This window comes from Paraburkholderia sp. J41 (assembly GCF_905220235.1).
Taxonomy (GTDB): domain Bacteria; phylum Pseudomonadota; class Gammaproteobacteria; order Burkholderiales; family Burkholderiaceae; genus Paraburkholderia.
Genome location: NZ_CAJMZE010000014.1, coordinates 132,048 through 157,010, shown reverse-complemented (window position 1 = coordinate 157,010; position 24,963 = coordinate 132,048). Strand labels below are relative to the sequence as shown.

Below are 24,963 nucleotides of genomic sequence, written 5' to 3'. Positions count from 1 at the left end.
TGGAATACGACCGATGGAACCTCCCCACGCCTACGCGCCGCGGATCTACTTCGTCCATTCCGCCCTTGTCGGACCGCTCGACGCGTGGCCGACGCAGCTTGCCCGTGCTGCGTCGCTGGGCTTCGATCACGTTCTGATCGGGGCGCTGTTCGCGCCCGGCGCGGCGGGCGACGACCGCATCGTCGCCGATCACGCGCGCGCGCATCCGGCATTCGGCGACAAGCTCACCGTCAACGACGCGGTGCGCCAGCTCGCGCTCGCGGCGCAATCGCGCGGCGTGACGCTGCTCGCCGACCTCGTGCTCGACCGCACGGCCGCCGACGGCACGCTGCACGCCGAGCACCCGGAATGGTTTCATCCGTTCGAGCCGGAGGACGCGCGGCTCGATCCGCGCCACGGCCATCGCGAGGCGAACGTCGCTTATGTCGATTTCGAACGCGGCGGCGAGGCGCTCGTCGCGTGGTGGGTCGCGCGGCTTTCGGCGCTCGTGGAAGCGGGCATCGGCGGATTCCGCATCGACTCGCCGCACGGCGTGCCGCCGCAAGCGCTGCGCGCGATCTTCTCCGCGGTGCGCGCGCGCTTTCCGCAAACGCGCTGGCTCGCGGCCACGCCCGGCCTGCCGCGCGAAGCCATCGCGCAGCTCGAAGGCGTCGGTTTCGACGCCACGTTTTCCTCGCTGCGCTGGTGGGATTTTTCGTCGCGATGGATGGTGGAGGAGCACGCGGCGCTGCGCCGCGTCGGCTCGCCCGTCACGTTCCCGGAAGCGCCTTACGGCGTGCGCTACGCGCACGACCAGGAAGGCGCCGCCGACGCGCGCGCCATCGAACGCGCCTACCGGCGCATGCTGCGCGCGGCCACGGCGCTCGGTACCGGCTGGCTCATGCCGATGGGTTTCGAATACGGCGTGGACGAAGCCATCGCGCACAGCGGCACCCGCGCGCACGCGTGGGAGCAGGCCAAGGCGCGCGCGCCCTTCGACCTGAGCGCCGACGTCGCGCACGCGAACACACTCCAACGCGAAACGCCCGCGCTGCACACCAACGGCGAAGTGCGCGCGCTGAGCGGCCCCGGCGCCAGCGTCGCGGCCTTGTTGCGCGGCGACCGCGCCGACCTGCGCGACGCCGGCGAAGCGGTCCTCACGCTCGTGAACCCCGCGCTCGCCGCGCCGGTTCGCGTCGACATGAGCCGCCTGCTCGACGGCGTGCCCGGCAACTTCACGCGCTTCACGCCGCTCGACGCCGAAACGCTGCGCCCCGCGCGCGCCACCGGCGCCTACCCGAACGCCAACGCCGCGATTCCCGACACCTTCACGCTGCCCGCGGGCGCGTGCTGGATGTTCCGCGCCGCCGCGAGCCAGCCCATTGTGCTCGCGCCGCCCGAGGATCGCGGCAAGAGCGCGGCGAGCGCCCACAAGAGCGTGCTCGAAGCGATTGCCGCGCCGCGCATCGCCATCGAAAGCGCAATGCCTTCCGTCGATCACGGCCGCTTCGTGGTCAAGCGCAACGTGGGCGAGCGCTGCGAAGTGCGAGCGGCGATTTTCGCGGAAGGCCACGACCGCATCGACGCCGCGATTCTCTGGCGCGCCGCCGACGAAACCACGTGGCACGAATCGCCGATGACGGCCGCGCAACCGGCGGGCGCCGATCAATGGGTCGGCACGTTCCCGCTCGAACGCGTGGGCCGCTACGAATATGTAGTGATCGCGTGGCGCGACGACTTCGCCTCGCTCGTCGGGCATTTGCAGAAGAAGCGCGACGTGAATCAGCCCGTCGACCTCGAACTCGAAGAAGCGAACCGCCTGCTCGCGCTCGTGCTCGCCAGCGCCGGAACCTCGGACGCGCCCGGCGAAGCGCACCAGCGCAACCGCGCGGCGCTCGAAAACATCGTCAAACGCTTCCTTGCTTCGGACACCGAAACACGCATCGCGCTGCTATCCGCGCCCGCGACGGCCGCCGCCGTGCGCGCGGCGCGGCATCGTCCGTTCCTCTCGACCGACACCGTCGTCAATCGCGTGGACGCCGAACGCGGCGCCGCGCGTTTCGCGAGCTGGTACGAGATCTTCCCGCGTTCGATGAGCGACGACGAAACGCGCCACGGCACCTGGGACGACGTGATCGCGAAGATGCCGCGCGTGCGCGACATGGGCTTCGACGTGCTGTATTTCCCGCCGATTCACCCGATCGGCATGGCGAACCGCAAGGGCCGCAACAACACGCTCACGGCGCAACCCGGCGACGTGGGCAGCCCGTATGCGATCGGCGGCGCGGAAGGCGGGCACACGGCCGTGCATCCCGAACTGGGCACGCTGGAGGACTTCTGCCGCATGGTCGCGGCCGCGCATGCGCACGGACTCGAGATCGCGCTCGACTTCGCGATTCAATGTTCGCCCGATCATCCGTGGCTCAAGGCGCATCCCGGCTGGTTCGCGTGGCGGCCCGACGGCACGCTGCGTTACGCCGAAAATCCGCCGAAGAAGTATCAGGACATCGTGAATCCCGAGTTCTACGCGCAGGACGCGAAGCCCGATTTGTGGCTCGCGCTGCGCGACGTGATCCTGTTCTGGATCGACACCGGCGTGCGGATTTTCCGCGTGGACAATCCGCATACGAAGCCGCTGCCGTTCTGGGAATGGATGATCGCCGACGTGCGCGCGCGCCATCCCGACGTGATGTTTCTCTCCGAAGCGTTCACGCGGCCGCGCCTCATGTACCGGCTCGCGAAGATCGGCTTTTCGCAGTCGTACACGTACTTCACGTGGCGCGAGTCGAAACGCGATTTCACCGAGTACCTCACGGAACTCACGCAAACCGAAGTGCGCGATTTCTATCGGCCAAACTTCTTCGTGAATACGCCCGACATCAATCCGCGTCATCTGCAAACGGGCGCGCGTTCGAGCTTCCTGATACGCGCGGCGCTCGCTTCCACGCTTTCCGGCTTGTGGGGCGTGTATAGCGGCTTCGAGTTGTGCGAGGCGCGCGCGCTGCCGAATTCGGAAGAATATCTGGACTCCGAAAAGTATCAGTTGCGCGCGTGGGACTGGAACCGCCCCGGCAACATCGTGGCGGAGATCGCGGCGCTCAATCGCATCCGGCGCGCGAATCCCGCGCTGCAATCGCATCTCGGCATCACGTTCCTGCCCGCGCACAACGACTCGATTCTCTGCTTCGAAAAAGCCACGCCCGCGCGCGACAACGTGATTGTCGTGGCGATCAATCTCGACGCGTTCAACGAACAAGGCGCGGACTTCGAGCTGTCCTGGGCCACGTTCCAGCGCTGGAATCTCGACGATCACGCGCGCCTCGCGGTCACGGACGAAGTCACCGGCGACCGCTTCGAGTGGAGCGGGCGCTGGCAGCATTTGCGGCTCGATCCGCATTCGAAGCCGTACGCGATCTGGCGTATCGAGCCGATCGACGGCTTGCCGCGCGACGAACCCGTGCCCGAGGACGAAGAACCCATCGAGGGCCACCCCGAACTGGACGCCGACTTCCCGCCCGGAGGAGCGACATGAAACGCGACCCCGCCACGCAAGAGCCAACGGCCACCAATATGCAATCCATTACGCACGATTCGAGCGCGCCCAGCACCGCGCAGGAACATCGCGACGAGCGCGGCACGCAAAAGCGCGGCAAGCCCTCGCTGATTTCCGACGACCCGCTCTGGTACAAGGACGCGGTGATTTATCAAGTACACGTCAAGTCGTTTTTCGACTCGAACAACGACGGCGTAGGCGATTTTCCGGGCCTGCTCGCGAAGCTCGACTACATCGCGGCACTGGGCGTCACGGCGATCTGGCTGCTGCCCTTCTATCCTTCGCCGCGCCGCGACGACGGCTACGACATCGCCGACTATCGCAACGTGCATCCCGACTACGGTCAGCTCGCCGACGTGCGCCGCTTCATTCAGGAAGCGCACGCGCGCGGCATTCGCGTGATTACCGAACTCGTCATCAATCACACTTCGGATCAGCATCCGTGGTTTCAGCGCGCGCGCCGCGCGAAGCCGGGCTCGAATCATCGCAACTATTACGTGTGGTCGGACACCGACCAGAAGTATCAGGACACGCGCATCATCTTCATCGACACGGAGCCGTCCAACTGGACGCACGACCCCGTTGCGGGCGCGTACTACTGGCACCGCTTCTACTCGCATCAGCCCGACCTGAACTTCGACAATCCCGCCGTGCTGCGCGAAGTGCTGCACGTCATGCGATTCTGGCTCGACATGGGGATCGACGGGCTGCGGCTCGACGCCGTGCCGTATCTGGTCGAACGCGAAGGCACGAACAACGAAAACCTGCCTGAAACGCACGCCATTCTGAAGAAGATTCGCGCGACCATCGACGAGCATTATCCGAACCGGATGCTGCTTGCCGAAGCGAATCAATGGCCCGAGGACGTGAAGGAATATTTCGGCGACGAGGACGAATGCCACATGGCGTTCCACTTCCCGCTGATGCCGCGCCTTTATATGGCCATTGCGAGCGAGGACCGCTTTCCGATTCTCGACATCATGAAGCAGACGCCCGACCTGGCGGAGTCGTGCCAGTGGGCCGTTTTCCTGCGCAATCACGATGAACTCACGCTCGAAATGGTCACGGATTCCGAGCGCGATTATCTCTGGAACACCTATGCGACCGACCGGCGCGCGCGCCTGAATCTGGGCATTCGCCGCCGTCTCGCGCCGCTCATGGAGCGCGACCGCCGCCGCATCGAACTCATCAACTCGCTGCTGCTTTCGATGCCGGGCACGCCCGTGATCTATTACGGCGACGAGCTCGGCATGGGCGACAACATTCACCTCGGCGACCGCGACGGCGTGCGCACGCCGATGCAATGGTCGTCGGACCGCAACGGCGGTTTCTCGCGCGCCGACCCCGAGCAGCTCGTGCTGCCGCCGCTCATGGGCTCGCTTTACGGCTACGACGCGATCAACGTGGAAGCGCAAAGCCGCGACCCGCATTCGCTGCTCAACTGGACGCGCCGCATGCTCTCGGTACGCCGCTCGAAGCAGGCGTTCGGGCGCGGCACGATTCGCTTCCTGCGCCCCGCGAATCGCAAGATTCTCGCGTATCTGCGCGAAATGCCGGGCGAGCCGCCCATCCTCTGCGTGGCGAATCTCTCGCGCGCGCCGCAAGCGGTCGAACTCGATCTCTCTGAGTTCGCGGGCACGTCGCCCATCGAAATGACGGCCGACTCCGTGTTTCCCGCCATCGGTCAGTTGCCGTATCTGCTCACGTTCCCACCCTACGGCTTCCTGTGGTTCCTTCTTTGCCCCGGCGACCAGCGTCCTTCGTGGAGCCAGCCGGCTTCGGAGCAACTGCCGGAATTCGTCACGGTCGTGATTCGCGAAGGCCAGACCGGCGCGACGCCCGAGAACGTGCGTCTGCTCGAATCGGAAGTGCTGCCTTCGTGGCTCTCGCGGCGGCGCTGGTTCGCTTCGAAGGACAAACCGCTGCGCAGCGTGCGTCTCGCGGCGCTCACCACCATCACGGGCGCGGGCTTCGCGTTCACCGAAATCGAAGCCGAACTCGCGGACGGCACGAGCGAACGCTACGTGCTGCCGATCGCGATCACGTGGGGCACGGACACCACCACGCCGCTGCACATCCAGCTCGCGCTTTCGCGCGTGCGGCGCGGGCGCACGATCGGCTACCTCACCGACGCATTCGCGCTGCCGTGGTTCGCATATGGCGTGCTGCGCAAGCTGCACGAACGCGCGGCCGTGCCCACGGTGCAAGGCAGCACGATTCGCTTCGAGCCCACGGCGCGCCTCGACGAACTCGATCTCGGCGAAACGCCCGAAGTGCGCTGGCTTGCCGCGGAGCAGAGCAACAGTTCGCTCGTGATCGCCGAAGCGCTGGTGCTCAAGATCGTGCGCCGCCTGATGGCGGGCGTGCATCCCGAAGCGGAGATGAGCCGATATCTGACCAAGCTTGGCTACGCGAACACCGCGCCGCTCTATGGCGAAGTGGTGCGCGTCGATCCCGAAGGCGTGCCGCACACGCTCATCATCGTGCAGGGCTTTATCGACAATCAGGGCAACGCGTGGGATTGGGCGCTCGACTTCCTGCGCCGCACGGTGGATGAACTCGCGCTCGCCGTTTCCGAAGAAGGCTCGTCCACCGACCATGCTCACGAAGAAGAAGTGATCCAGGGCTACAGCACGGTGATCGGCGGCATCGGCAAGCGGCTCGGCGAATTGCATGCCGCGCTCGCCTCGCCCACCGACGACGACGCCTTCGCGCCCGAACCCGCCAACGAGAACGACGTGCGCGCGTGGATCGCCGACGCGAAGAAGATGCTCAACGAAGCGCTCGACATCGTCGCGCAGCACACCGGCGACGACAAGCACACGCTCGACGACGACGCGCGCGATCTCGCGCGCAGCCTGATCGACCGCCGCGAGGCGCTGCTGCAAAAAGTCGACGACATGGTGCCGCTCGACGCGAAAGCATCGCGCATCCGCATTCATGGCGACTTCCACCTGGGCCAGGTGCTGCTTTCGCAAGGCGACGCCTATTTGATCGACTTCGAAGGCGAGCCCGCGCGCCCGCTCGACTATCGCCGCGCGAAGACTTCGCCGTTGCGCGACGTGGCGGGGCTGTTGCGCTCGCTCTCTTATGCGGGCGCGGCCGCCCAATCGACCACGGAGAATGCGCCGATGCAAACCGCCGACCGCAAGCGCACGCTGCTCGAGCGCTTCCGCGGCCAAGCCGCCGAAACGTTCTTGAGCCAATACCGCGCGGCCATCGCCGAAGCGCCCGTCACGCTCGTGGGCGCCTCGCACGAACAAGCGCTGCTCGATCTGTTCCTGATCGAGAAAGCCGCTTACGAGATCCGCTACGAAGCGGCCAATCGCCCGACGTGGCTCGCGCTGCCGGTACGCGGCCTCGCGGCCATCGCGGCGCGCGTGCTCGGCCTCACGCCCACGCAAGCCGGTGGAGGCGCACATGGCTGAGCGCTCGCCATACGCCGGCCTCAATCCTCACGAAGCGGACGCGCTTGCCGGCGCGCGTCATCACGATCCGTTCAGCGTGCTCGGCCTGCATTGGGTCGACGGCGCGCCCTACGTGCGCGCATGGCTGCCGAATGCCGCGAGCGTGAAGGTGGTCGCGCGCGACCGTGACCACACGCTCGCGGAACTCGAACGCGTGCATCCTGCCGGCCTGTTCGCGGGCGCGCTAGCGGAAGCGGTGCCGTATCGGCTCGAAATCGACTGGCATGGCGTGAGCCAGGAAATTGAGGATGCCTATTCATTCGGGCCGCAGCTTTCGCAGGAAGCGCTCGTGCGTCTTGCCGACGGCGATCCGTATGCCGTGCTCGAATGCCTCGGCGCCCGGCCCATGACGTGCGACGGCGTGCCGGGCGTGCGCTTCGCGGTATGGGCGCCGAACGCGAAACGCGTCTCCGTGGTCGGCGACTTCAACTCGTGGGACGGGCGGCGCCACCCCATGCGGCTGCGTTACGAAGCCGGCGTGTGGGAGCTGTTCGTTCCGCGCGTGGCGCCCGGCGCGCGCTACAAGTACGAGATTCTCGGCCCGCACGACAACGTGCTGCCGCTCAAGGCCGATCCGTGCGCCATGCAGGCGGAAATTCCGCCGGGCACCGCGTCGATCGTGGCGCCCGTGGACGCCATCGAGCAATTCGCGTGGCGCGATCAGGCGTGGATTCAATCGCGCGGCGACAAGCAGACCGCGCGCTCGCCCATGTCGGTGTACGAGGTGCATGCGTCGTCGTGGCTGCCCGCGCCTTCGCAAGGCTCCGACTCGCAGACGCTCGACTGGAACGCGCTCGCCGAACGCCTGATTCCGTACGCGCAAGGCATGGGCTTCACGCACCTCGAGTTGATGCCGATCGCCGAACATCCGTTCGGCGGTTCGTGGGGTTATCAACCGCTTTCGCAATTCGCGCCCACGGCACGGCTCGGCTCGCCGCTCGACTTCGCGGCGTTCGTCGATCGCGCGCACGAAGCCGGGCTTGGCGTGATTCTCGACTGGGTGCCCGCGCATTTTCCGAACGACGCCTACGGTCTCGTCGAATTCGACGGCACGCCGCTCTACGAACACGCCGACCCGCGCGAAGGCTATCACCCCGACTGGAACACGATGATCTACAACCTCGGCCGTCGCGAGGTGAGCGCGTTCCTGATCGCTTCGGGGCTGGCGTGGCTGCTGCGTTATCACGTCGACGGCCTGCGCGTGGACGCGGTGGCGTCCATGCTGTATCGGGACTATTCGCGCAAGCACGGCGAGTGGGTGCCCAACATTTACGGCGGCCGCGAGAATCTCGAATCCATCGCATTTCTCAAGCGCCTCAATCACGAAACGCAATACGTGCCGCAGCGCCCGGGCGTCATCACCATTGCCGAGGAATCGACGGCGTGGCCCGGCGTGACCGCGCGCCCCGAGGACGGCGGCCTTGGCTTCCAGTTCAAGTGGAACATGGGCTGGATGCACGACACGCTGCACTACATGCACGAAGACCCCGTGTATCGCCAGTACCATCATCATCAAATGACGTTTGCGATGGTTTATGCGTACTCCGAACGATTCGTGCTGCCGCTTTCGCACGATGAAGTCGTACACGGCAAGGGCTCGCTGCTCGGCAAGATGCCGGGCGACCGCTGGCAGAAGTTCGCTAACCTGCGCGCGTATTTCGGCTTCATGTGGGCGCATCCCGGCAAGAAACTGCTGTTCATGGGCGGCGAGTTCGGGCAGATGGCCGAGTTCGATCACGACGGCACGCCGCACTGGAACCTGCTCGACGACCCGCTGCATCGCGGCACGCAAACGCTCGTGCGCGACCTCAACCGGCTCTATGCGAGCGAGCCCGCGCTGCACGTGCTCGACTCGGAGCCGGGCGGCTTCGAATGGCTCGTTTCCGACGACAACGGCAACAGCGTGCTTGCCTGGCGGCGCGTGGACGGCGCGGGCGGCGAGATCGTGGCCGTGTGCAACTTCACGCCGGTGCCGCGCCACGGCTACCGTATCGGCGTGCCGCACGCGGGCCAGTGGGAAGAAGTGCTCAACACCGACGCCGAAATCTACGGCGGCTCGAATCTGGGCAACGGCGGCCTCGTCAGCACCGAGGACGTGCCGAGCCACGGCAAGCCGCAGTCGGTGTCGCTCGTGCTGCCGCCGCTCGGCACGTTGATCCTGCGCTTGCGCCGCTGATCGACGCGGGTCCGGCGGGTCCGTTTTAATCGTCGATGCAATCGTCGATGCAAACGGCGGCGGCGCGGCGTACGCGCTTGCGCCGCCGCGAGCCAAAACCGATGCATAACTTACAAGAACGCACGGAGCTTCGACATGGCTAATGCTCCGCCTGACCGCCTGCTGCCGGGTTCGCCCGGCCCGCTCGGCGCAACCTGGGACGGGCTTGGCACCAATTTCGCGGTGTTCTCCGCCAACGCGTCGCGCATCGAGCTGTGTCTTTTCGACCCCACGGGCCGCAAGGAGCGCGTGCGCTACGCCTTGCCCGAATGCACGGACGAGGTGTGGCACGGCTACCTGCCCGGCGCGCATCCGGGCACCGTCTACGGCTTTCGCGCACACGGGCCGTATCAGCCGCATCTCGGCCATCGCTTCAATCCGCACAAGCTGCTGATCGATCCCTACGCGCGCCAGTTGATCGGCCAGTTCCGCTGGTCCGACACGCTCTACGGTTATCGCGCGCATTCGAATCGCGGCGATCTGTCGATCGACCGGCGCGACTCCGCGCCCGCGATGCCGAAGTGCGTGGTCGTGAGCGACAAGTTCGACTGGTCGCGCGACACGCGCCCCGACACGCCCTGGGGCGAAACGGTGATCTTCGAAACGCACCCGCGCGGCATTTCGATGCAGCGCTTCGATTTGCGCACGCATACGCGCGGCACCTTCGCGGCGCTGGCCTCGCCGCACTTCGTCGCGCACATGCAAAAGCTCGGCGTGACCGCCATCGAACTGCTGCCCGTGCATGCGTTTCTCTCCGAGCGCTTTCTCGTCGAGCGCGGGCTGCGCAATTACTGGGGCTATAACCCGGCGGCGTTCTTCGCGCCCGACCCCGGCTATCTCGTGGGCTACGAAACCGACGAGATGCGCATCGCCGTGCGCCAGTTGCACGCGGCCGGCATCGAAGTGATTCTCGACGTGGTCTACAACCACACCTGCGAAGCGGGCGAACTCGGTCCCACGGTGTCGTGGCGCGGCCTCGACAACGCCAGCTATTACCGTTGCGTGCCCGGCGACGAACGGCACTTCATCAACGACACGGGTTGCGGCAACACGCTCAATCTTTCGCATCCGCGCGTATTGCAGATGGTCGCCGACTCGCTGCGCCATTGGGTCACGTCGTACGGCATCGACGGCTTTCGCTTCGACCTGGGCGTGACGCTCGGGCGCGAGCCATCGGGCTTCGATCCGAACGGCGGCTTCTTCGACGTGCTGCGCCAGGACCCGGTGCTTTCGCAAGTGAAGCTGATTTCCGAACCGTGGGACGTCGGCCCCGGCGGCTACCAGCTCGGCAATCACCCGCCCGGCTTCGGCGAATGGAACGACCGCTTTCGCGACAGCGTGCGCCGCTACTGGCGCGGCGACGCGGGCCAGCGCGCCGATCTCGCCGCGCGCCTCACGGGCAGCGCCGATCTATTCGACAAACGCAAGCGGCGGCCGTGGGCGTCGATCAACTTCATCACGTCGCACGACGGCTTCACGCTTGCCGATCTCGTCGCCTACGACCGCAAGCACAACGAAGCCAACGGCGAAGAGAACCGCGACGGCCATAACGAAAACTGGAGCGCGAACTGGGGCGCGGAAGGCGCCACCGACGATCCGGCCATTCTCGCCACGCGCGCCCGCGTCGCGCGCTCGATGCTGGCCACGCTGTTCGTCGCGCTCGGCACGCCGATGCTGCTCGCAGGCGACGAAGCGAGCCGCACGCAGCGCGGCAACAACAACGCGTATTGCCAGGACAACGAGATTTCGTGGTTCGACTGGGCGCTCGCCGACACGCCGCAAGGCAAGTCGATGACGCGCTTCGCCGCGCGCATGATCGCGCTGCGCCGCGAGCACCCGCTGCTGCGCGAAACGCGCTTTTTGTTCGGCGACCGGGAAATTCTGCCAGGCGTACACGACATCGACTGGTTCGACGAACGCGGCGAACGGCTTTCGCCCGAGGCGTGGCAAGACCCCGAAGCGCGCGCGTTCACGCTGCGCCGCGCCGGCGCGAGCCGCACCGGCGAAATCGAAGTATTGTTGTTGATGCTGAATGCCTCGCCGGGCGCCGTGACGTTTTGCGCGCCCGCGCCGCGCATGGCATGGGAGGTGCTTATTGATACCGCGCGGCCCGACGTCACGCCGTACGCGCTGCCCGACAAGACTTACGAACTGGCCGCGCACGCGCTTACGGTGCTTTGCGCGCGCCCTTCGCGACACGAGGCGCAGCGCGCGCCCGACGCGCAATACGTGCAGCAGGATGCGCCCACGCCGGACCCGCGACGGCCGGCGAGTTCGCCGCGTGCGCGGGAATCCGCCTTGCACGGTGAACGCGACAACGCCGCTGAATAGTCACAGGAACACGACATGTCCCCGCTTTCGCAGCAACCGCATGCCCAGCATTACGCTTTTTGCCTGCCGTTCGGCGCGCAGGTGACGGGCGCGTCGCAGGAACACGAACAGACGCGCTTTCGCTTCTGGGCGCCGTCGAGCAAAACGGTCAAGCTCGTGTTCGAAAACGAAGGCGCGCCGCGCGCGCCCATCGACATGACGGCCACCGGCAACGGCTGGTTCGAAGCGCAGGCGCCGTGCGGCGCGGGCACGCTTTATCGCTACGAAATCGACGACGGCCAACGCGTACCCGACCCCGCCTCCCGCTTCCAGCCGCAAGGCGTGCACGGTCCAAGCGAAGTGCTCGACCCGCGCGCTTACGCGTGGCAGCACACGCAATGGCACGGGCGTCCGTGGGAAGAAACCGTGCTGTACGAACTGCACGTGGGCGCGATGGGCGGCTATCGCGGCGTGATGGCGCGCTTGCCCGCGCTCAAGGAACTCGGCGTGACGGCCGTCGAACTCATGCCGCTCAGCAGCTTTCCCGGCGAGCGCGGCTGGGGCTACGACGGCGTGCTGCCCTACGCGCCGCACGCGGCCTACGGCACGCCCGACGAACTGAAAGCGCTCATCGACGCCGCGCACGGTCTGGGCTTGCAGATGTTCCTCGACGTGGTCTACAACCACTTCGGTCCCGACGGCAACTGGATCGGCCAGTACGCCAAGCCGTTCTTTCGCGCCGACATCAAAACGCCGTGGGGCGACGCGCTCGACTTCGAGCGGCTCGAAGTGCGCGACTACTTCAGCGAAAACGCGCTGTACTGGCTCAACGAATATCGCTTCGACGGGTTGCGCCTCGACGCCGTGCATGCGATCAACAACCCCGACTGGCTGCGCGAACTCGCCGACCATGTGAAGGCGCGCGTCGAACCCGGCCGTCATGTTCATCTCGTGCTGGAAAACGAGCACAACGAAGCGAATCTGCTCGAAACGCATTTCAACGCGCAGTGGAACGACGACGTGCATCACTGCTTTCACGTGCTGCTGACCGGCGAATCCGAGGGCTATTACCGCGGCTTCACGGAGTCGCCGATCCGCAAGCTCGCGCGCGCGCTCAGCGAAGGCTTCGTGTATCAAGGCGATCCTTCTCCCGTACACGACGGCAAGCCGCGCGGCGAGCCGAGCGCGCATTTGCCGCCCACGGCGTTCGTGTCGTGCCTTCAGAATCACGACCAGATCGGCAATCGCGCATTCGGCGACCGCCTGCGCGCGCTGGCCGACGACGACGCCTTGCGCGCGGCCACGGCCATGTTGCTGCTGTCGCCGCAAATTCCCATGCTGTTCATGGACGAAGAATACGGCTCGACTCAGCCGTTCCAGTTCTTCACGGCCTACGAAGGCGAACTCGCCGATGCGGTTCGCGAAGGACGTCGCCGCGAATTCGCGCATTTCGCCGCCTTCAACGACGAAGCGATGCGCGCGCGCATTCCCGACCCCAACGACCCGCAAACCTTCGCGAACGCTTCGCCGCCGCCGGCCGACGCGCCCGTGGATGGCGAACGTCGCGAGTGGATGCACTTCTACAAATCGGCGCTTTGCGTGCGCGCGCATCTGCTGATACCGCGCCTGCGCCACGCACGAGCGCTGGACGCCACCGTGCTCGCCGACGACAACGAAGCCGGCAAGGCCGCGCTCGTCGCGCGCTGGCGCCTGGGTGACGGCGCGGTGCTCTCGATCGCGCTCAACCTCGGCCGCGAGAGCGTGCCGCTCGATCCGAAGCCCGAAGGCATGGTGATTTTCGAAACGCCGGGACGCGCGCGCGATCGAGCCGACCAGGGCAGCTTGCCCGAAAACGCCTGCATCGCCTGGCTCACCGGCGACGTGCCCGACTATGCAAGCGGCCACGACGCGCGCGACGCGCACCGCGAGGAGCCGCACGCATGAGCACGGCACGCCGCAGCGAAACGCTCGTCAACCTCGCCACGCGCGCGGGCTTCGAAGTCGAATGGACCGACGCGCACGGCAACGTGCAGCGCGTTCCCGACGAAACGCTCGTCACCTTGCTCGAATGCATGGGTTTGCCGTGCGCGAACGCCACGCAATTGCGCCAGAGCGCCGCGGCGCTCAACGCCGAGCAATCGGGGCGGCGCTTGCCGCCGCTCATCACCGCCGAATTCGAGAGCGCGATAGAGTTGCCCGCTTCGGCGGTGCGCACGGGCAGCCACTATCGCATCGACCTCGAAAGCGGCGAGCATATCGAAGGCCGCTTTACGATGCCGCGCGGCGAGCCCGCGCTGCTCGCGCCGCTGAGCGAGCCCGGCTATCACACGCTGACGGTCAACGATCACAAGCTCACGATCGCCGTCGCGCCGCCGCATTGCCATACCGTCGCCGACGCCTGGCGCGCTCGTCATGGCGACACGAGCACGCCGCCGCCGTTGTGGGGGCTCGCCGCACAACTCTATGGACTCCGAAGAAATGGCGACGGCGGCATCGGCGACTATACGGCGCTCGCCGCGCTGGCCGAGCATGGCGCGCGGCACGGCGCGCAAGCGCTCGCGGTGAGTCCCGCGCATGCGATGTTCAGCGCGGAGCCGGGGCATTTCAGCCCGTATTCGCCGTCGTCGCGTTTGTGGCTCAACGTCGCGCATATCGACCCCGCCGCCGTGTTCGGCGCGCAAGCCGCGCACGAAGCCGGCGTGGCGGCGCAAGCCGGCGACGCATGGCGCGAACTCGAAGCCGAACCGCTAGTGGACTGGCAGCGCGCGCTGCCGCTCAAGCTCAAGGTGCTGCGCGCGCTGTTCGACCGCTTCGAGCGTGATGAACGCGCCAGCGGTTCGCCGCGTGCTTCGGCGTTTCATGCGTTCTGCGCGAAGGGCGGCGAGGCGCTGGAAGATCACGCGCGCTTCGAGGCCTTGCAGGCGGCGATGATCGGCGACGGCGACGGGCCGCGTCATTGGCGCGAATGGCCGGAAGCGTTGCGCGATCCGCGCGGCGCCGCTGTCGCCACGTTCGCGCAGGAGCATCGCGAGGAAGTCGATTTTCATCGCTTTTTGCAGTGGCTCGCCGCGGAAGGGCTCGGCAATGCCCAGCGCCGCGCGCACGAAGCGGGCATGTCGGTGGGACTGGTCGCCGATCTCGCGGTGGGTTGCGACGGCGCGGGCTCGCATGCATGGTCGTTGCCGCAAGACATGTTGCAACGCGTCTCCGTGGGCGCGCCGCCCGACATCTTCAACCAGGCCGGCCAAAGCTGGGGCTTGACCACGTTCTCGCCGCGCGCGATGCACAACACGGGCTTTCGCGCGTTCATCGACATGCTGCGCTCCGCGTTCGCCTACGCGGGCGGCGTGCGCATCGACCATATTCTCGGCTTGCGGCGGCTGTGGCTCGTGCCCGAAGGCGAGAGCGCGAAACACGGCGCGTATCTGCGGTATCCGTTCGAAGATTTGCTGCGCTTGATCGCGCTCGAATCGTGGCGGCATCGTGCGATCGTGATCGGCGAAGACCTTGGCACCGTCCCGCCGGGTTTGCGCGAACGGCTGGCCGCGCACGGTCTTTACGGCATACGCGTGCTGTGGTTCGAGCAGGACGACAAGGGCTTTCTCGCGCCTTCGCGCTGGGACCCGCACGGCATGGCGACCACCACCACCCACGATCTGCCGACCGTGGCCGGCTGGTGGCGCGGCGCCGATATCGAATGGCGCAATCGCATCGGCCAAATGCTGCCGCGCGCGGATGGTAAGGACCCCGTAGCAACCGAACAGGCGCAACGCGTGAGCGAGCGCGGGGCGCTCTGGCAGGCGCTTCAGCAAGCGGGCTTCGCGCCGCGCGACACGGAACCGCCCTCGCTCGACGATCCGCCCGTGAACGCCGCGCTCGGCTATGTGGCCGCCACCACGAGTCCGCTCGTGACGTGCCCGCTCGAAGACCTGCTCGCGCTCGCCGATCAACCGAATCTGCCCGGCTCGATCGACGAACATCCGAACTGGCGCCGCCGCTTGCCGCACACGGTCGATTCGATGTTCGCCGATCCCGCGTTCATGGCGCGCATCGACACCGTGAAGCGCGCGCGCGAAGCCGTGGCGCGCACGCAGGCGCGTTCAACGCCGCAAACCCATTCGCAATCCGAAACATCTTCCAACGACGCGCACAGCGCGCCCACTTCACCCGAAACGAAGCCGACGCCATGAACTACCCCCGCGCGACGCTGCGCTTGCAGCTCCATCACGGCTTCACGTTCGACGACGCGCTCGCGCAACTCGACTATTTTGCCGCGCTCGGCGTAAGCCACCTTTATCTTTCGCCCGTCACCACGGCGCAGCCCGGCTCGATGCACGGCTACGACACCGTCGATTACGGCACCGTGAGCGCCGAACTCGGCGGCGAAGCCGCGCTGCGCCGGCTCGCCGCGAAGGTACACGAACGCGGCATGGGCCTGATCGCCGACTTCGTGCCGAACCACATGGGCGTGGGCGGCTCGCACAACGCGTGGTGGCTCGACATCCTCGAATGGGGACGTCATAGCGCGTTTGCGCGCCACTTCGACGTCGACTGGCATTCGCCCGACCCCGCGCTGCGCGGCAAGGTGCTGATGCCCTTTCTCGGCGGCGCGTATGGCGACGAACTCGCGGCGGGCCGCATCGAACTGAAATTCGATCCCGCGGCCGCGCGCTTTTATGTGCAGTACGGGCCGCACGTGTGCCCGATTTGCCCGACCGATTACGCGGCGCTGCTGCAATCGGCGGATCGCGCCGACCTCAACACGCTGGCGAGCGCGTTTCAGGGGTTGACCACGCAGCCCGAGGACCAGGCGCGCGCGGCGGCCGGACGCGAGGCGTTGCGCGCTTTCGTCGAACGCGCGGGCACCGACCCGATCGAATTCGCGCTCGAAGCATATTCGAGCGCCGACCCGGTGCCGCGCGACCGCCTGCACCGCCTGCTCGAACGCCAGCATTTCCGGCTCGCATGGTGGCGCACCGCGCCCGACGAAATCAACTGGCGGCGCTTTTTCGACGTGACTTCGCTCGCGGGCGTGCGCGTCGAACGCCACGACGTGTTCGAAGCCGTACACAAGATGATTTTCCGGCTCTACGCCGACGGCGTGATCGACGGCCTGCGCATCGACCATATCGACGGGCTCGCCGATCCGCGCGAGTATTGCGAGCGCCTGCGTCAGCGCATGGCCTCGCTGCGCGCGACGCCGCCGTATATCGTCGTCGAAAAGATTCTTGCGCCCGACGAATCCTTGCGCGACGACTGGGCCGTGCAAGGCACGACCGGTTACGACTTCATGAACGACGTGGGCGCGCTGCTGCACGACGCGCGCGGCGCGACGCCGCTGGCCGAAGCGTGGGCGGCCATTTCCGGCGACGACCGCCCGTTCGGCGCCTACGCGCTCGACGCGCGCGGCGAGATGCTTACGTATTATCTTTCGGCGGAACTCGATCACGTGGCGCGCGCGCTGCACCGCATCGCGCGCGAGCAGCCTGCCACACGCGACATCACTTACACGAGCGTACACCGCGTGGTCAGCCATCTCGCGACACGCTTTCCGATCTATCGCATTTATCCCGTCAACGGCTTGCGCACGGCGCTCGACAATCGCTACTTCGACGTCGCGCTCGAAGGCGCGCGCCACGCATTGCCGCGCGCGAGTCTTTCGGCGCTCGAACTCGTGAACGGCTGGCTAGGCGGCCGCGCGCCCGATGCCGGTCAATCGCCGCAAACCGGCGGCAATGGCAAAAGTGCGCGCCACGCGAGCGCGAACGGCGGCAGCCACGCCAATGCGCCGCTGAGTCATGCACTCATCGCGCAACGCACGGCGCTCGCGTTGTTCTCGCAGCTCACCGCGCCGCTCGCCGCGAAAGCCACCGAAGATACGGCGTGTTATCGCTACGGACGTCTGCTGTCGCGCAACGAAGTGGGCGCCGATCCCGACGACTTCTCGCGCACCGCCGAGCAGTTTCATGCGGCCAACAAGCTGCGCCGTCAACGCAGTCCTTATGGACTGCTGACGACCGCCACGCACGATCACAAGCGCGGCGAGGACGTGCGCGCGCGCCTTGCCGTGCTCAGCGAAATTGCCGGCGACTGGAGCAACACGCTGCGCGCGTGGTCCACGCTGAATCAGCCGCAGCGGCGCGGCGACGGCGCCTCGAACACCGACTGGTCGCCTGGCCCGAGCGCCGAAGCCATGCTGTACCAGACGCTGGTCGGCGTCTGGCCGCCCGAACTCGATCCCGGCGACGAACAAGGCGTGCGTGCGTTTGCCGAACGGGTCGCGCAATGGCAGTTGAAAGCGCTGCGCGAAGCCAAGCTGCGCACGAACTGGCTCGTCCCCGACGAAGCCTATGAATCGGACTGCCAGGCATTTTTGTTCGACATTCTTTCGCCGCAGCGCCGCGACGGCTTTCTGCAAGCGCTCGCGGATTTCGTCGCGCGCATCGCGCCCGCCGGCGCGGTCAATACGCTGCTGCAAACCGTATTGCGGCTCACCTCGCCCGGCGTGCCCGATCTGTACCAGGGCACGGAGCTTTGGGATTTCAGTCTCGTCGATCCCGACAACCGCCGGCCCGTCGATTACGCCGCGCGCGCGAAGGCGCTCGACCGCGCCGCGCCCTCGACCAAGCTCAAGGACTGGCGCAACGCGCACGTGAAGCTTGCCACCGTCCACCGCCTGCTGGCGTTGCGCGCGCAAGCGCCGGAGTTGCTGCGCGAAGGCGAATATCTGCCGCTCGCGGTGCGCGGCGCGCTGGCCGATCATGTCATCGCGTTCGCGCGCCGTCACGGCAACGCGTGGGCCATCGTGATCGGCACGCGGCACGCAGCTTCGCTGCTCGAAGGCGATACGCCGCTCGTTGCGCCCGAGCGCTGGGAAGATACGGCGGTGGAGTTGCCCCAAGGCGTCGCGCAGACCGACTTGCACGACTGGCTCAGCGACACCGCGCACCGGCCGCAGGACAACAACGTGCTGGCGCTGCGCGACGTGCTGAAGGCGCTGCCCGTGGCCGTGCTGTCCACGGTGGCGCGCGCCTGAACGGAGAAAGCGGGGACGAAGGTCAGCCGCCTTCGTCCTCGAGATCCTTCGGGTAGATGCGCACGAGCACGATGCGCGGCCCCTTCATCTTCTTCACGACGATGTCGAAGCGCTCGAACGCCACGCGCTGCCCTTCGGTGGGCAGATCGTTGAGCGCGTGAATCACGAGGCCGCCCACGGACTCGGCGCGCCCTTCGTCGATGTCGATGCCGAGCGCCTGCTCCAGCGACACCACGGGCAGGCTGCCGCGTCCCATCAGCGTGCCGTCGTCCATGCGCGTCCAGTCGGTATCGGCTTGATGGAATTCGTCGTGAATCTGGCCCACGAGCGCGCCCAGCAGGTTGTCCAGCGTGAGAAAGCCGCTCGGCCGCGCGCCTTTATGGCCGACCAGCGCGAAATGCGGCGCGCCCTTGCGAAAGCGGCGAAACAGCGCGAGCGCAGGCGTTTCGGGCTTCACGTATTGCACGGGGCGCACGAACTTGCCGAGATCGTCGAGCATATTGCCGGCTTCGCGCGCGAGCAATAAATCCTTCAAGTGGATGAGACCCGCGACGCGCTCCCCCGACGCGTCCTCGAACAGCGGATAGCGGCTGAAACGGTGCCGCGCCACGATCTGCATGTTCTCGCTCACCGGCAAGTCGCGCCGCAACCCAACCATTTCGTGCGCGGGGCGCATGAGGTCCGAAACGGTGAGACGCGAAAAGTCGAGCGAATGCGCGAGCGTGTTCCACTCGTCGGCGTTGTAGGCGTTCGCGGCGGGCGCGGGCGCAGCCTCGCCGTTCCTTGCGCCGTTCCTCGCGCCACGGCCGTTCGCCGCGAATTCGGCGTGATGCTGCGTTTCGGCTTGCGCTTCGGCGGCGGCGCGGCGGCTGCGCAGGATCAGCTTGAGTTCGTCGGTGGAATAGTGCGAGTCGTGGCCGTGTTCCGACGATAAACCCGCGAGGCGCAGCACGGCGTTCGCGCTCGTGTTGAGCGCCCAGATCGCCGGATACATCGTCCAGTAAAAGCCGTAGAGCGGCAGCGCGGTCCACAGTGAGATTTTCTCGGACTGGCGAATCGCCATCGACTTCGGCGCGAGTTCGCCCACGACGATGTGCAGGAACGAAATCACCGTGAACGCGAACACGAGCGAGATGCCGTGCACGAGTTCGGGCGAGGTAACGCCGAGCAGCGCGAACAGCGGCGCGAGCAGTTCCGCGAACGCCGGTTCGCCGATCCAGCCCAGACCGAGCGACGCGAGCGTGATGCCGAGCTGGCAGGCGGAGAGATACGCGTCGAGCTGGCCGTGAACCTTGGCGAGAATGCTGCCGCGCAGGCCGTGCGCCGCGGCGAGCGACTGCACGCGCGTGGCGCGCAGCTTGACGAGGCCGAACTCGGCCGCGACGAAGAAACCGTTGAGGGCGACGAGCAAAAGCGCCCCGACAAGGGCGAGAAGCTGAATCAAGAGAAGTGGCTCCGGAAAACGAAGCCCTCAGTATAAAGGGGGAAAGGTAGGTGAAAGGCGCGATTGGGCGCGATTGGGCGCGAAGCGAAACGCTTCGGTCTGCGTGCGTTCGCGGCGGTCGGGCGCGACGTCGTTGACGTAACCGCCTTGTAAATTCGACCGTCCGCTCCCGCTCGCTTTCCAAACGCACCGCCGCATCGCTCAGCCGGCCACCACGCCCAACACCATCGACGCTTCCTCGCCTTCGGCTACGGCGTGCGACTCGAAGCGGCCGCCGTGCGCTTCGGCCACGCGCTGGCACAGCGCCAGCACCCAGGCGTGGCGGCCGATTTCCTGCGGCTCGCCGGCCTGCGCGCGCGCGAACGGTTCGAGCACGTGCGCCACGGCTTCGTCGGTGAGCGCTTGCGGCGTGGCGCGCCATGTCACCTCGAACTGCACGCCCGTTGGCGTGGCGCCGGCCGCGAAGGTCACGCTCGTGCCCGGCGCGCTGGTTTCGGCGGCGAACACGAGCATCAGCCAGAGCGCCTGGCCCAGACGCTCGGCGTCGGCGTCGAGCGGCGCTGCGCCGGTGTCGTCGCGCACGGCGAAGCTCACGCCGCGCGCGTCGGCGAGCGAAGCGCGAGCGTCCTCCACGGTTTGCGCGATCAGGCCGTCAAGCGCGACCGGCGCGCGCTCGATGCGCAGCTTGCGCGTTTCGGCGCGGGTTTTGTCGACGAGTGTTTCCAGCAGATGCACCTGTTGCTCCACGCCCGTGCGGATACCGCCGAGCGCGCGTTGCGCGGCGGCGTCCGCGCCGTCGATCTTGCGTTCGAGGACATACGCCCAGCTATGGATTGCGTTCAGCGGGCTGCGCAGGTCGTGCGAGACGCGCGAAAGCACATGGTCGCGCATGAACAGCGCGGTTTCGGCGCACAATCGCGCCGTGCGTTCGTCAGTTGTTTGCGGAGTCGACGCCATCGAATTCCTCGGTTTTCGCCCACGGCGGGCGAAACAGCCCCCCATTATAGGCAGCGCAAGGAAGCATCCCGCGTGCCTGACCTGCAAGTCTCCATTTCCGCAACCGGCTCGCGGCCTGCAAACCGCCTACAATAGCGGATTCAACCCATCCGTTTCAGGAGTTTTTCCATGTCCATCGTGACTACCGATACCGGCCTCAAGTATGAAGACCTGACCGAAGGCACCGGCGAAGAAGCGAAAGCCGGCCAGACCGTCAGCGTGCATTACACGGGCTGGCTTACGGACGGCCAGAAGTTCGATTCGAGCAAGGACCGCAACGACCCGTTCGCCTTCGTGCTGGGCGGCGGCATGGTCATCAAGGGCTGGGACGAAGGCGTGCAGGGCATGAAGGTCGGCGGCGTGCGCAAGCTCACGATCCCGCCGCAACTCGGCTACGGCGTGCGCGGCGCGGGCGGCGTGATTCCGCCGAACGCCACGCTCGTGTTCGAAGTCGAACTGCTCGACGTCTGAACGTTAGTCGCTTCGTAGTAAGCGCTCGCCCCGTGAACCCGCATCATCACGCTCCCGTTCTCGCGCCCGGCGTCGAATTGCGCCGCTATGGCGCGATCGAGGAAACCGATCTGCACGACTTCCATCAGATCGTGCTCGGCCTCGACGGCGCGATGGAAATGACCGTGAACGGCCTGGGCGAGCGCATCGACTGTTGTTCGGCGTGGCTCATTCCAGCGGGCGCGCGTCACGATTACATGGGCATCGGCAATAACCGGCAGCTCGTGCTCGACTTGCCCGCCGCGTCGCTCGCGGTGCCCGAACGGCTGTTCGATACGGCGCGCGCCGTGCGCGTCGATCCGGCGCTCACGCAGCTCGTGCGCCAGATCGCGCAGCGCGCCGCCACGGCCGCGCCGCCTCACGGCGACGGCGACATCCGCGCGCGCCGCTTTCATTGGGACGCCTCGGCACGCCTGTGCGCCGCGCTGATCGCGCAAACCGGCATTGCGGCGGGCGCCGCGTTCGACGCCGCAGCGGGGCTGGATTTCGCGCGCATCGACCGCTGGCTGCGCGCGCATCTCGCGCAACCGCTGCGCATTGCCGACCTTGCCGCGCATTGCGGCTTCGGCCTGCGCCGTTTTCACCAACTTTTCATCGACGCGTTCGGCGAAACGCCGCATCGCTATTTGCAGCGCCTGCGCCTCGACACGGCGCTCACGCTGCTTGCCGACCCGCGCGCCCCGCTCAGCGACATCGCGCTCGAAGTGGGGTTCGGCGATCAGAGCGCGTTCACGCACGCGTTCACGCGCCGCTTCGGCATTGCGCCGGGACAGTGGCGCGCGCTGCCGCACTGAACGCGCGCGTTCGTTCCGTACTTCGATTCAATCGTCGCGCCGGTTCAATACGCGTTTATCGTGCGCGTTCATCGTGCGCGCTCGCCGCGCTCACTCGAACCGATACTCCCACTCGGCGCGCGCGCCCACCGCAACGCGCTCGCCCGCGCCCGTCACCACAATCGCGTTCTGGCCGAACGTGAGGCCGCCGTCCACGCGCGCGTCGGCGCGAAACGCGGCCAGCGTGTCGAGCGGCTCCGCGGGCCAGTTCGCGTCGCGTTTGCCCGATTGCTGGTCGATCGTCGTGATCGGGCAGCGCGCGCACGGCTTCACGAAGCGCAGCACGATGTCTTGCGCGCCCGAAGCCGATTCGATCGCGAGCGTGTCGACAAAGTCCTCGTCGAACGCATCGTTGACGTCGTCCACGACGATATTCGGGCGAAAACGCGACATCGGCACGGGCGGCGCGCCCTTCGCCGCGAGCCGCGCGTTGAGTTCCGCCAGCGACGACTCGCTCGTCACGAGAATCGGATAACCGTCGGCGAATTGCGTGGGCGCGTCTTCGTCGTGCGTCCACTTCTTGCTCGCGAGCCGCGTGACGTCGCGTGCGAAACGCAGCAGGCGCACCGGCACGCCCAGCGCCTGCGTGAACCATTGCGCCGCGCGTTCGCCTTCGTCGAGCGCTTCGAACGTGTCCTTCCACACGCTCGCCTGCACGCGCGTTTCGCCGCCGCGCGGCGCGAACGGCAGCAGCAACGTCTCGCTCATGCCGTCCATCGACAAACGCACGCCTTCTTCGACGAACTCGGGCACGATGCGCGCCATCGCCGCATATTCGCGCTGCGAAACGAAGCGGCCCGTGGCGTCCGCCACCATCCAGTGACGGTCCCATTGCAGGCCGCTCGCGTCGAATTGCGCGCGCTGGAGCGCAATCGCGCCGCACGACTTCACGGGGTACACATACAACGCGCGAACGGTGCTCATGATGAACTCGTCGGTAAGTCGAATCATAAAAAAACCCGCTTCGCGCAAGCAGAAGCGGGCTTTCGAACGCGCGAGCCGCGACGGCTCGCGCCTTTCATCGTGCAAATCGCACCGGCATCACTCGACCGAGAGTTGCAGATGCAATTGCGAGCGCGCGCCGCCGTCCATCGCGTCGCTGGCGGCGTCGCGGTCGGACTGCGCTTGCGGCGCGAGGCGCGCGGTTTCGATGTTGTCGAGATAGGCGCTCGTGATGTCCCCGGTGATGTAGTCGCCGTCGAAGCACGATGCCTCGAATTCGCGCAATTCCGGGTTGATGTCGCGCACGGCCTGCTTGAGCGATTCCACGTCCTGATACACGAGGTGATCGGCGCCGATGATGCGCGCCACTTCTTCGTCGGTGCGGCCGTGCGCCACGAGTTCGCCGCGCGTGGGCATGTCGATGCCGTACACGTTCGGGAACTTCACGGGCGGCGCCGCCGAAGCGAAGATCACCTTGGTCGCGCCCGCGTCGCGCGCCATCTGCACGATTTCCTGCGAGGTGGTGCCGCGCACGATGGAGTCGTCGATGATCAGCACGTTCTTGCCCTTGAACTCGATGCCCATGGCGTTGAGCTTCTGGCGCACCGACTTCTTGCGCATCGCCTGGCCCGGCATGATGAAGGTGCGGCCCACGTAGCGGTTCTTGAAGAAGCCCTCGCGATACTCCACGCCCAGCTTCTTCGCCACCTGCATGGCGGCGGGGCGCGACGAGTCGGGAATCGGCATGACCACGTCGATCTTCACGTCGGGCAGTTCGCGCTTGACCTTCTCGGCGAGGTAGTCGCCCATGCGCAGGCGCACGTTGTAAACCGGCACGCCGTCGAGCACCGAATCGGGACGCGCGAGATACACGAGTTCGAAAATGCACGGGTTGAGGCTCGGCTTTTCCGCGCATTGCTGCGAATGAAAGTTGCCCTCGAAGTCGATGAACACCGCTTCGCCCGGCTCCACGTCGCGCACGAATTCGAAACCGATGCCTTCGAGCGCCACCGATTCCGACGCCACCATCCATTCGGTGCCTTCCGGAGTTTCCACCTTGCCGATGCACAGCGGGCGAATGCCGAACGGGTCGCGGAACGCGAGCAGGCCGTAGCCGGCGATCAGCGAAACGATCGCGTACGAGCCGCGCACGCGGCGATGCACGCCCGACACCGCCTTGAACAGCGCCGATGGGTCGAGTTCGAGTCCGGAGCTGGCAAGTTGCAGTTCGTGCGCGAACACGTTGAGCAGCACTTCCGTGTCGGACTTCGTGTTGATGTGGCGGCGGTCCACGCGGAACATCTCTTCCTTCAACTGTTGCCAGTTCGTGAGATTGCCGTTGTGGGCGAGGATAAGGCCGAACGGCGCGTTCACGTAGAACGGCTGGGCTTCTTCTTCGCTCGACGCCGAACCGGCCGTCGGGTAGCGTACCTGGCCGATGCCGCAGGTGCCGGGCAGGCTGCGCATGTTGCGCGTGCGGAACACGTCGCGCACCATGCCGTTGGCCTTGTGCATGTGGAACGTGCAGCCGTTCGCGGTGGCAATGCCGGCCGCGTCCTGACCGCGGTGCTGAAGCAGCAGCAGCGCGTCATAGAGGAGCTGGTTGACGGGAGAGCGGGAAACTACGCCTACGATGCCGCACATGGCAGGTCCTTCAAAAAAGCGAAATCGGTCGCGG

Annotated in this window: 13 protein-coding genes; 9 read left to right on the top strand and 4 right to left on the bottom strand. The window is 66.7% G+C overall.

What is annotated here, in order from left to right; all coding sequences use genetic code 11:
* The first annotated feature begins 13 nt into the window (after positions 1-13).
* The 7 genes from U5805_RS16885 to treY all read left to right on the top strand — a co-directional run bounded on the left by U5805_RS16885 (position 14) and on the right by treY (position 18,560).
* Positions 14-3,511: a maltotransferase domain-containing protein gene (locus tag U5805_RS16885; protein WP_322104631.1), complete on the top strand. Its 3,498-nt coding sequence runs from the start codon at positions 14-16 to the stop codon at positions 3,509-3,511.
* Positions 3,508-6,960, top strand: a complete 3,453-nt coding sequence (gene treS, locus U5805_RS16880) for a maltose alpha-D-glucosyltransferase (RefSeq protein ID WP_322104630.1) — start codon at positions 3,508-3,510, stop codon at positions 6,958-6,960. The genes U5805_RS16885 and treS overlap by 4 nt, the downstream gene beginning before the upstream one ends.
* Positions 6,953-9,175, top strand: a complete 2,223-nt coding sequence (gene glgB / locus U5805_RS16875; RefSeq protein ID WP_322104629.1) for a 1,4-alpha-glucan branching protein GlgB — start codon at positions 6,953-6,955, stop codon at positions 9,173-9,175. Before treS ends, glgB begins: the two co-directional genes overlap by 8 nt.
* A gap of 135 nt (positions 9,176-9,310) precedes the next feature.
* On the top strand, positions 9,311-11,545 hold the full coding sequence (gene glgX, locus U5805_RS16870; protein ID WP_322104628.1) for a glycogen debranching protein GlgX: 2,235 nt from the start codon (positions 9,311-9,313) through the stop codon (positions 11,543-11,545).
* Positions 11,546-11,560: 15 nt separating this feature from the next.
* A complete protein-coding gene (gene treZ / locus U5805_RS16865) occupies positions 11,561-13,468 on the top strand; it encodes a malto-oligosyltrehalose trehalohydrolase (protein WP_322104627.1) in 1,908 nt (635 codons plus the stop codon).
* Positions 13,465-15,714 carry a 4-alpha-glucanotransferase gene (gene malQ / locus U5805_RS16860; protein WP_322104626.1) on the top strand — a complete coding sequence of 750 codons (2,250 nt, stop codon included), beginning with the start codon at positions 13,465-13,467 and terminating at the stop codon, positions 15,712-15,714. Before treZ ends, malQ begins: the two co-directional genes overlap by 4 nt.
* On the top strand, positions 15,711-18,560 hold the full coding sequence (treY, locus tag U5805_RS16855) for a malto-oligosyltrehalose synthase (protein WP_322104625.1): 2,850 nt from the start codon (positions 15,711-15,713) through the stop codon (positions 18,558-18,560). Before malQ ends, treY begins: the two co-directional genes overlap by 4 nt.
* A gap of 22 nt (positions 18,561-18,582) precedes the next feature.
* Here the strand turns inward: treY and U5805_RS16850 are convergent, their stop codons facing one another.
* On the bottom strand, positions 18,583-20,004 hold the full coding sequence (locus U5805_RS16850; protein ID WP_322104624.1) for a hemolysin family protein: 1,422 nt from the start codon (positions 20,002-20,004) through the stop codon (positions 18,583-18,585).
* Positions 20,005-20,205: 201 nt separating this feature from the next.
* The gene (locus U5805_RS16845) at positions 20,206-20,961 is read right to left on the bottom strand and encodes a HAMP domain-containing sensor histidine kinase (protein WP_322104623.1); all 756 of its coding nucleotides are present in this window, start codon (positions 20,959-20,961) and stop codon (positions 20,206-20,208) included.
* A gap of 168 nt (positions 20,962-21,129) precedes the next feature.
* Between U5805_RS16845 and U5805_RS16840 the strand changes: the two genes are divergently transcribed.
* Positions 21,130-21,471, top strand: coding sequence for an FKBP-type peptidyl-prolyl cis-trans isomerase (locus U5805_RS16840; protein ID WP_322104622.1), 342 nt, complete (start codon positions 21,130-21,132; stop codon positions 21,469-21,471).
* Between the two features lie 32 nt (positions 21,472-21,503).
* Complete coding sequence (locus tag U5805_RS16835) at positions 21,504-22,304, top strand: AraC family transcriptional regulator (RefSeq protein WP_322104621.1); 801 nt, start codon at positions 21,504-21,506, stop codon at positions 22,302-22,304.
* A gap of 90 nt (positions 22,305-22,394) precedes the next feature.
* Here U5805_RS16835 and U5805_RS16830 read toward each other — a convergent pair whose 3' ends face one another.
* Positions 22,395-23,267, bottom strand: coding sequence for an MOSC domain-containing protein (locus U5805_RS16830; protein WP_322104620.1), 873 nt, complete (start codon positions 23,265-23,267; stop codon positions 22,395-22,397).
* Positions 23,268-23,384: 117 nt separating this feature from the next.
* Positions 23,385-24,929: an amidophosphoribosyltransferase gene (purF, locus tag U5805_RS16825; protein WP_322104619.1), complete on the bottom strand. Its 1,545-nt coding sequence runs from the start codon at positions 24,927-24,929 to the stop codon at positions 23,385-23,387.
* Positions 24,930-24,963 lie beyond the last annotated feature (34 nt).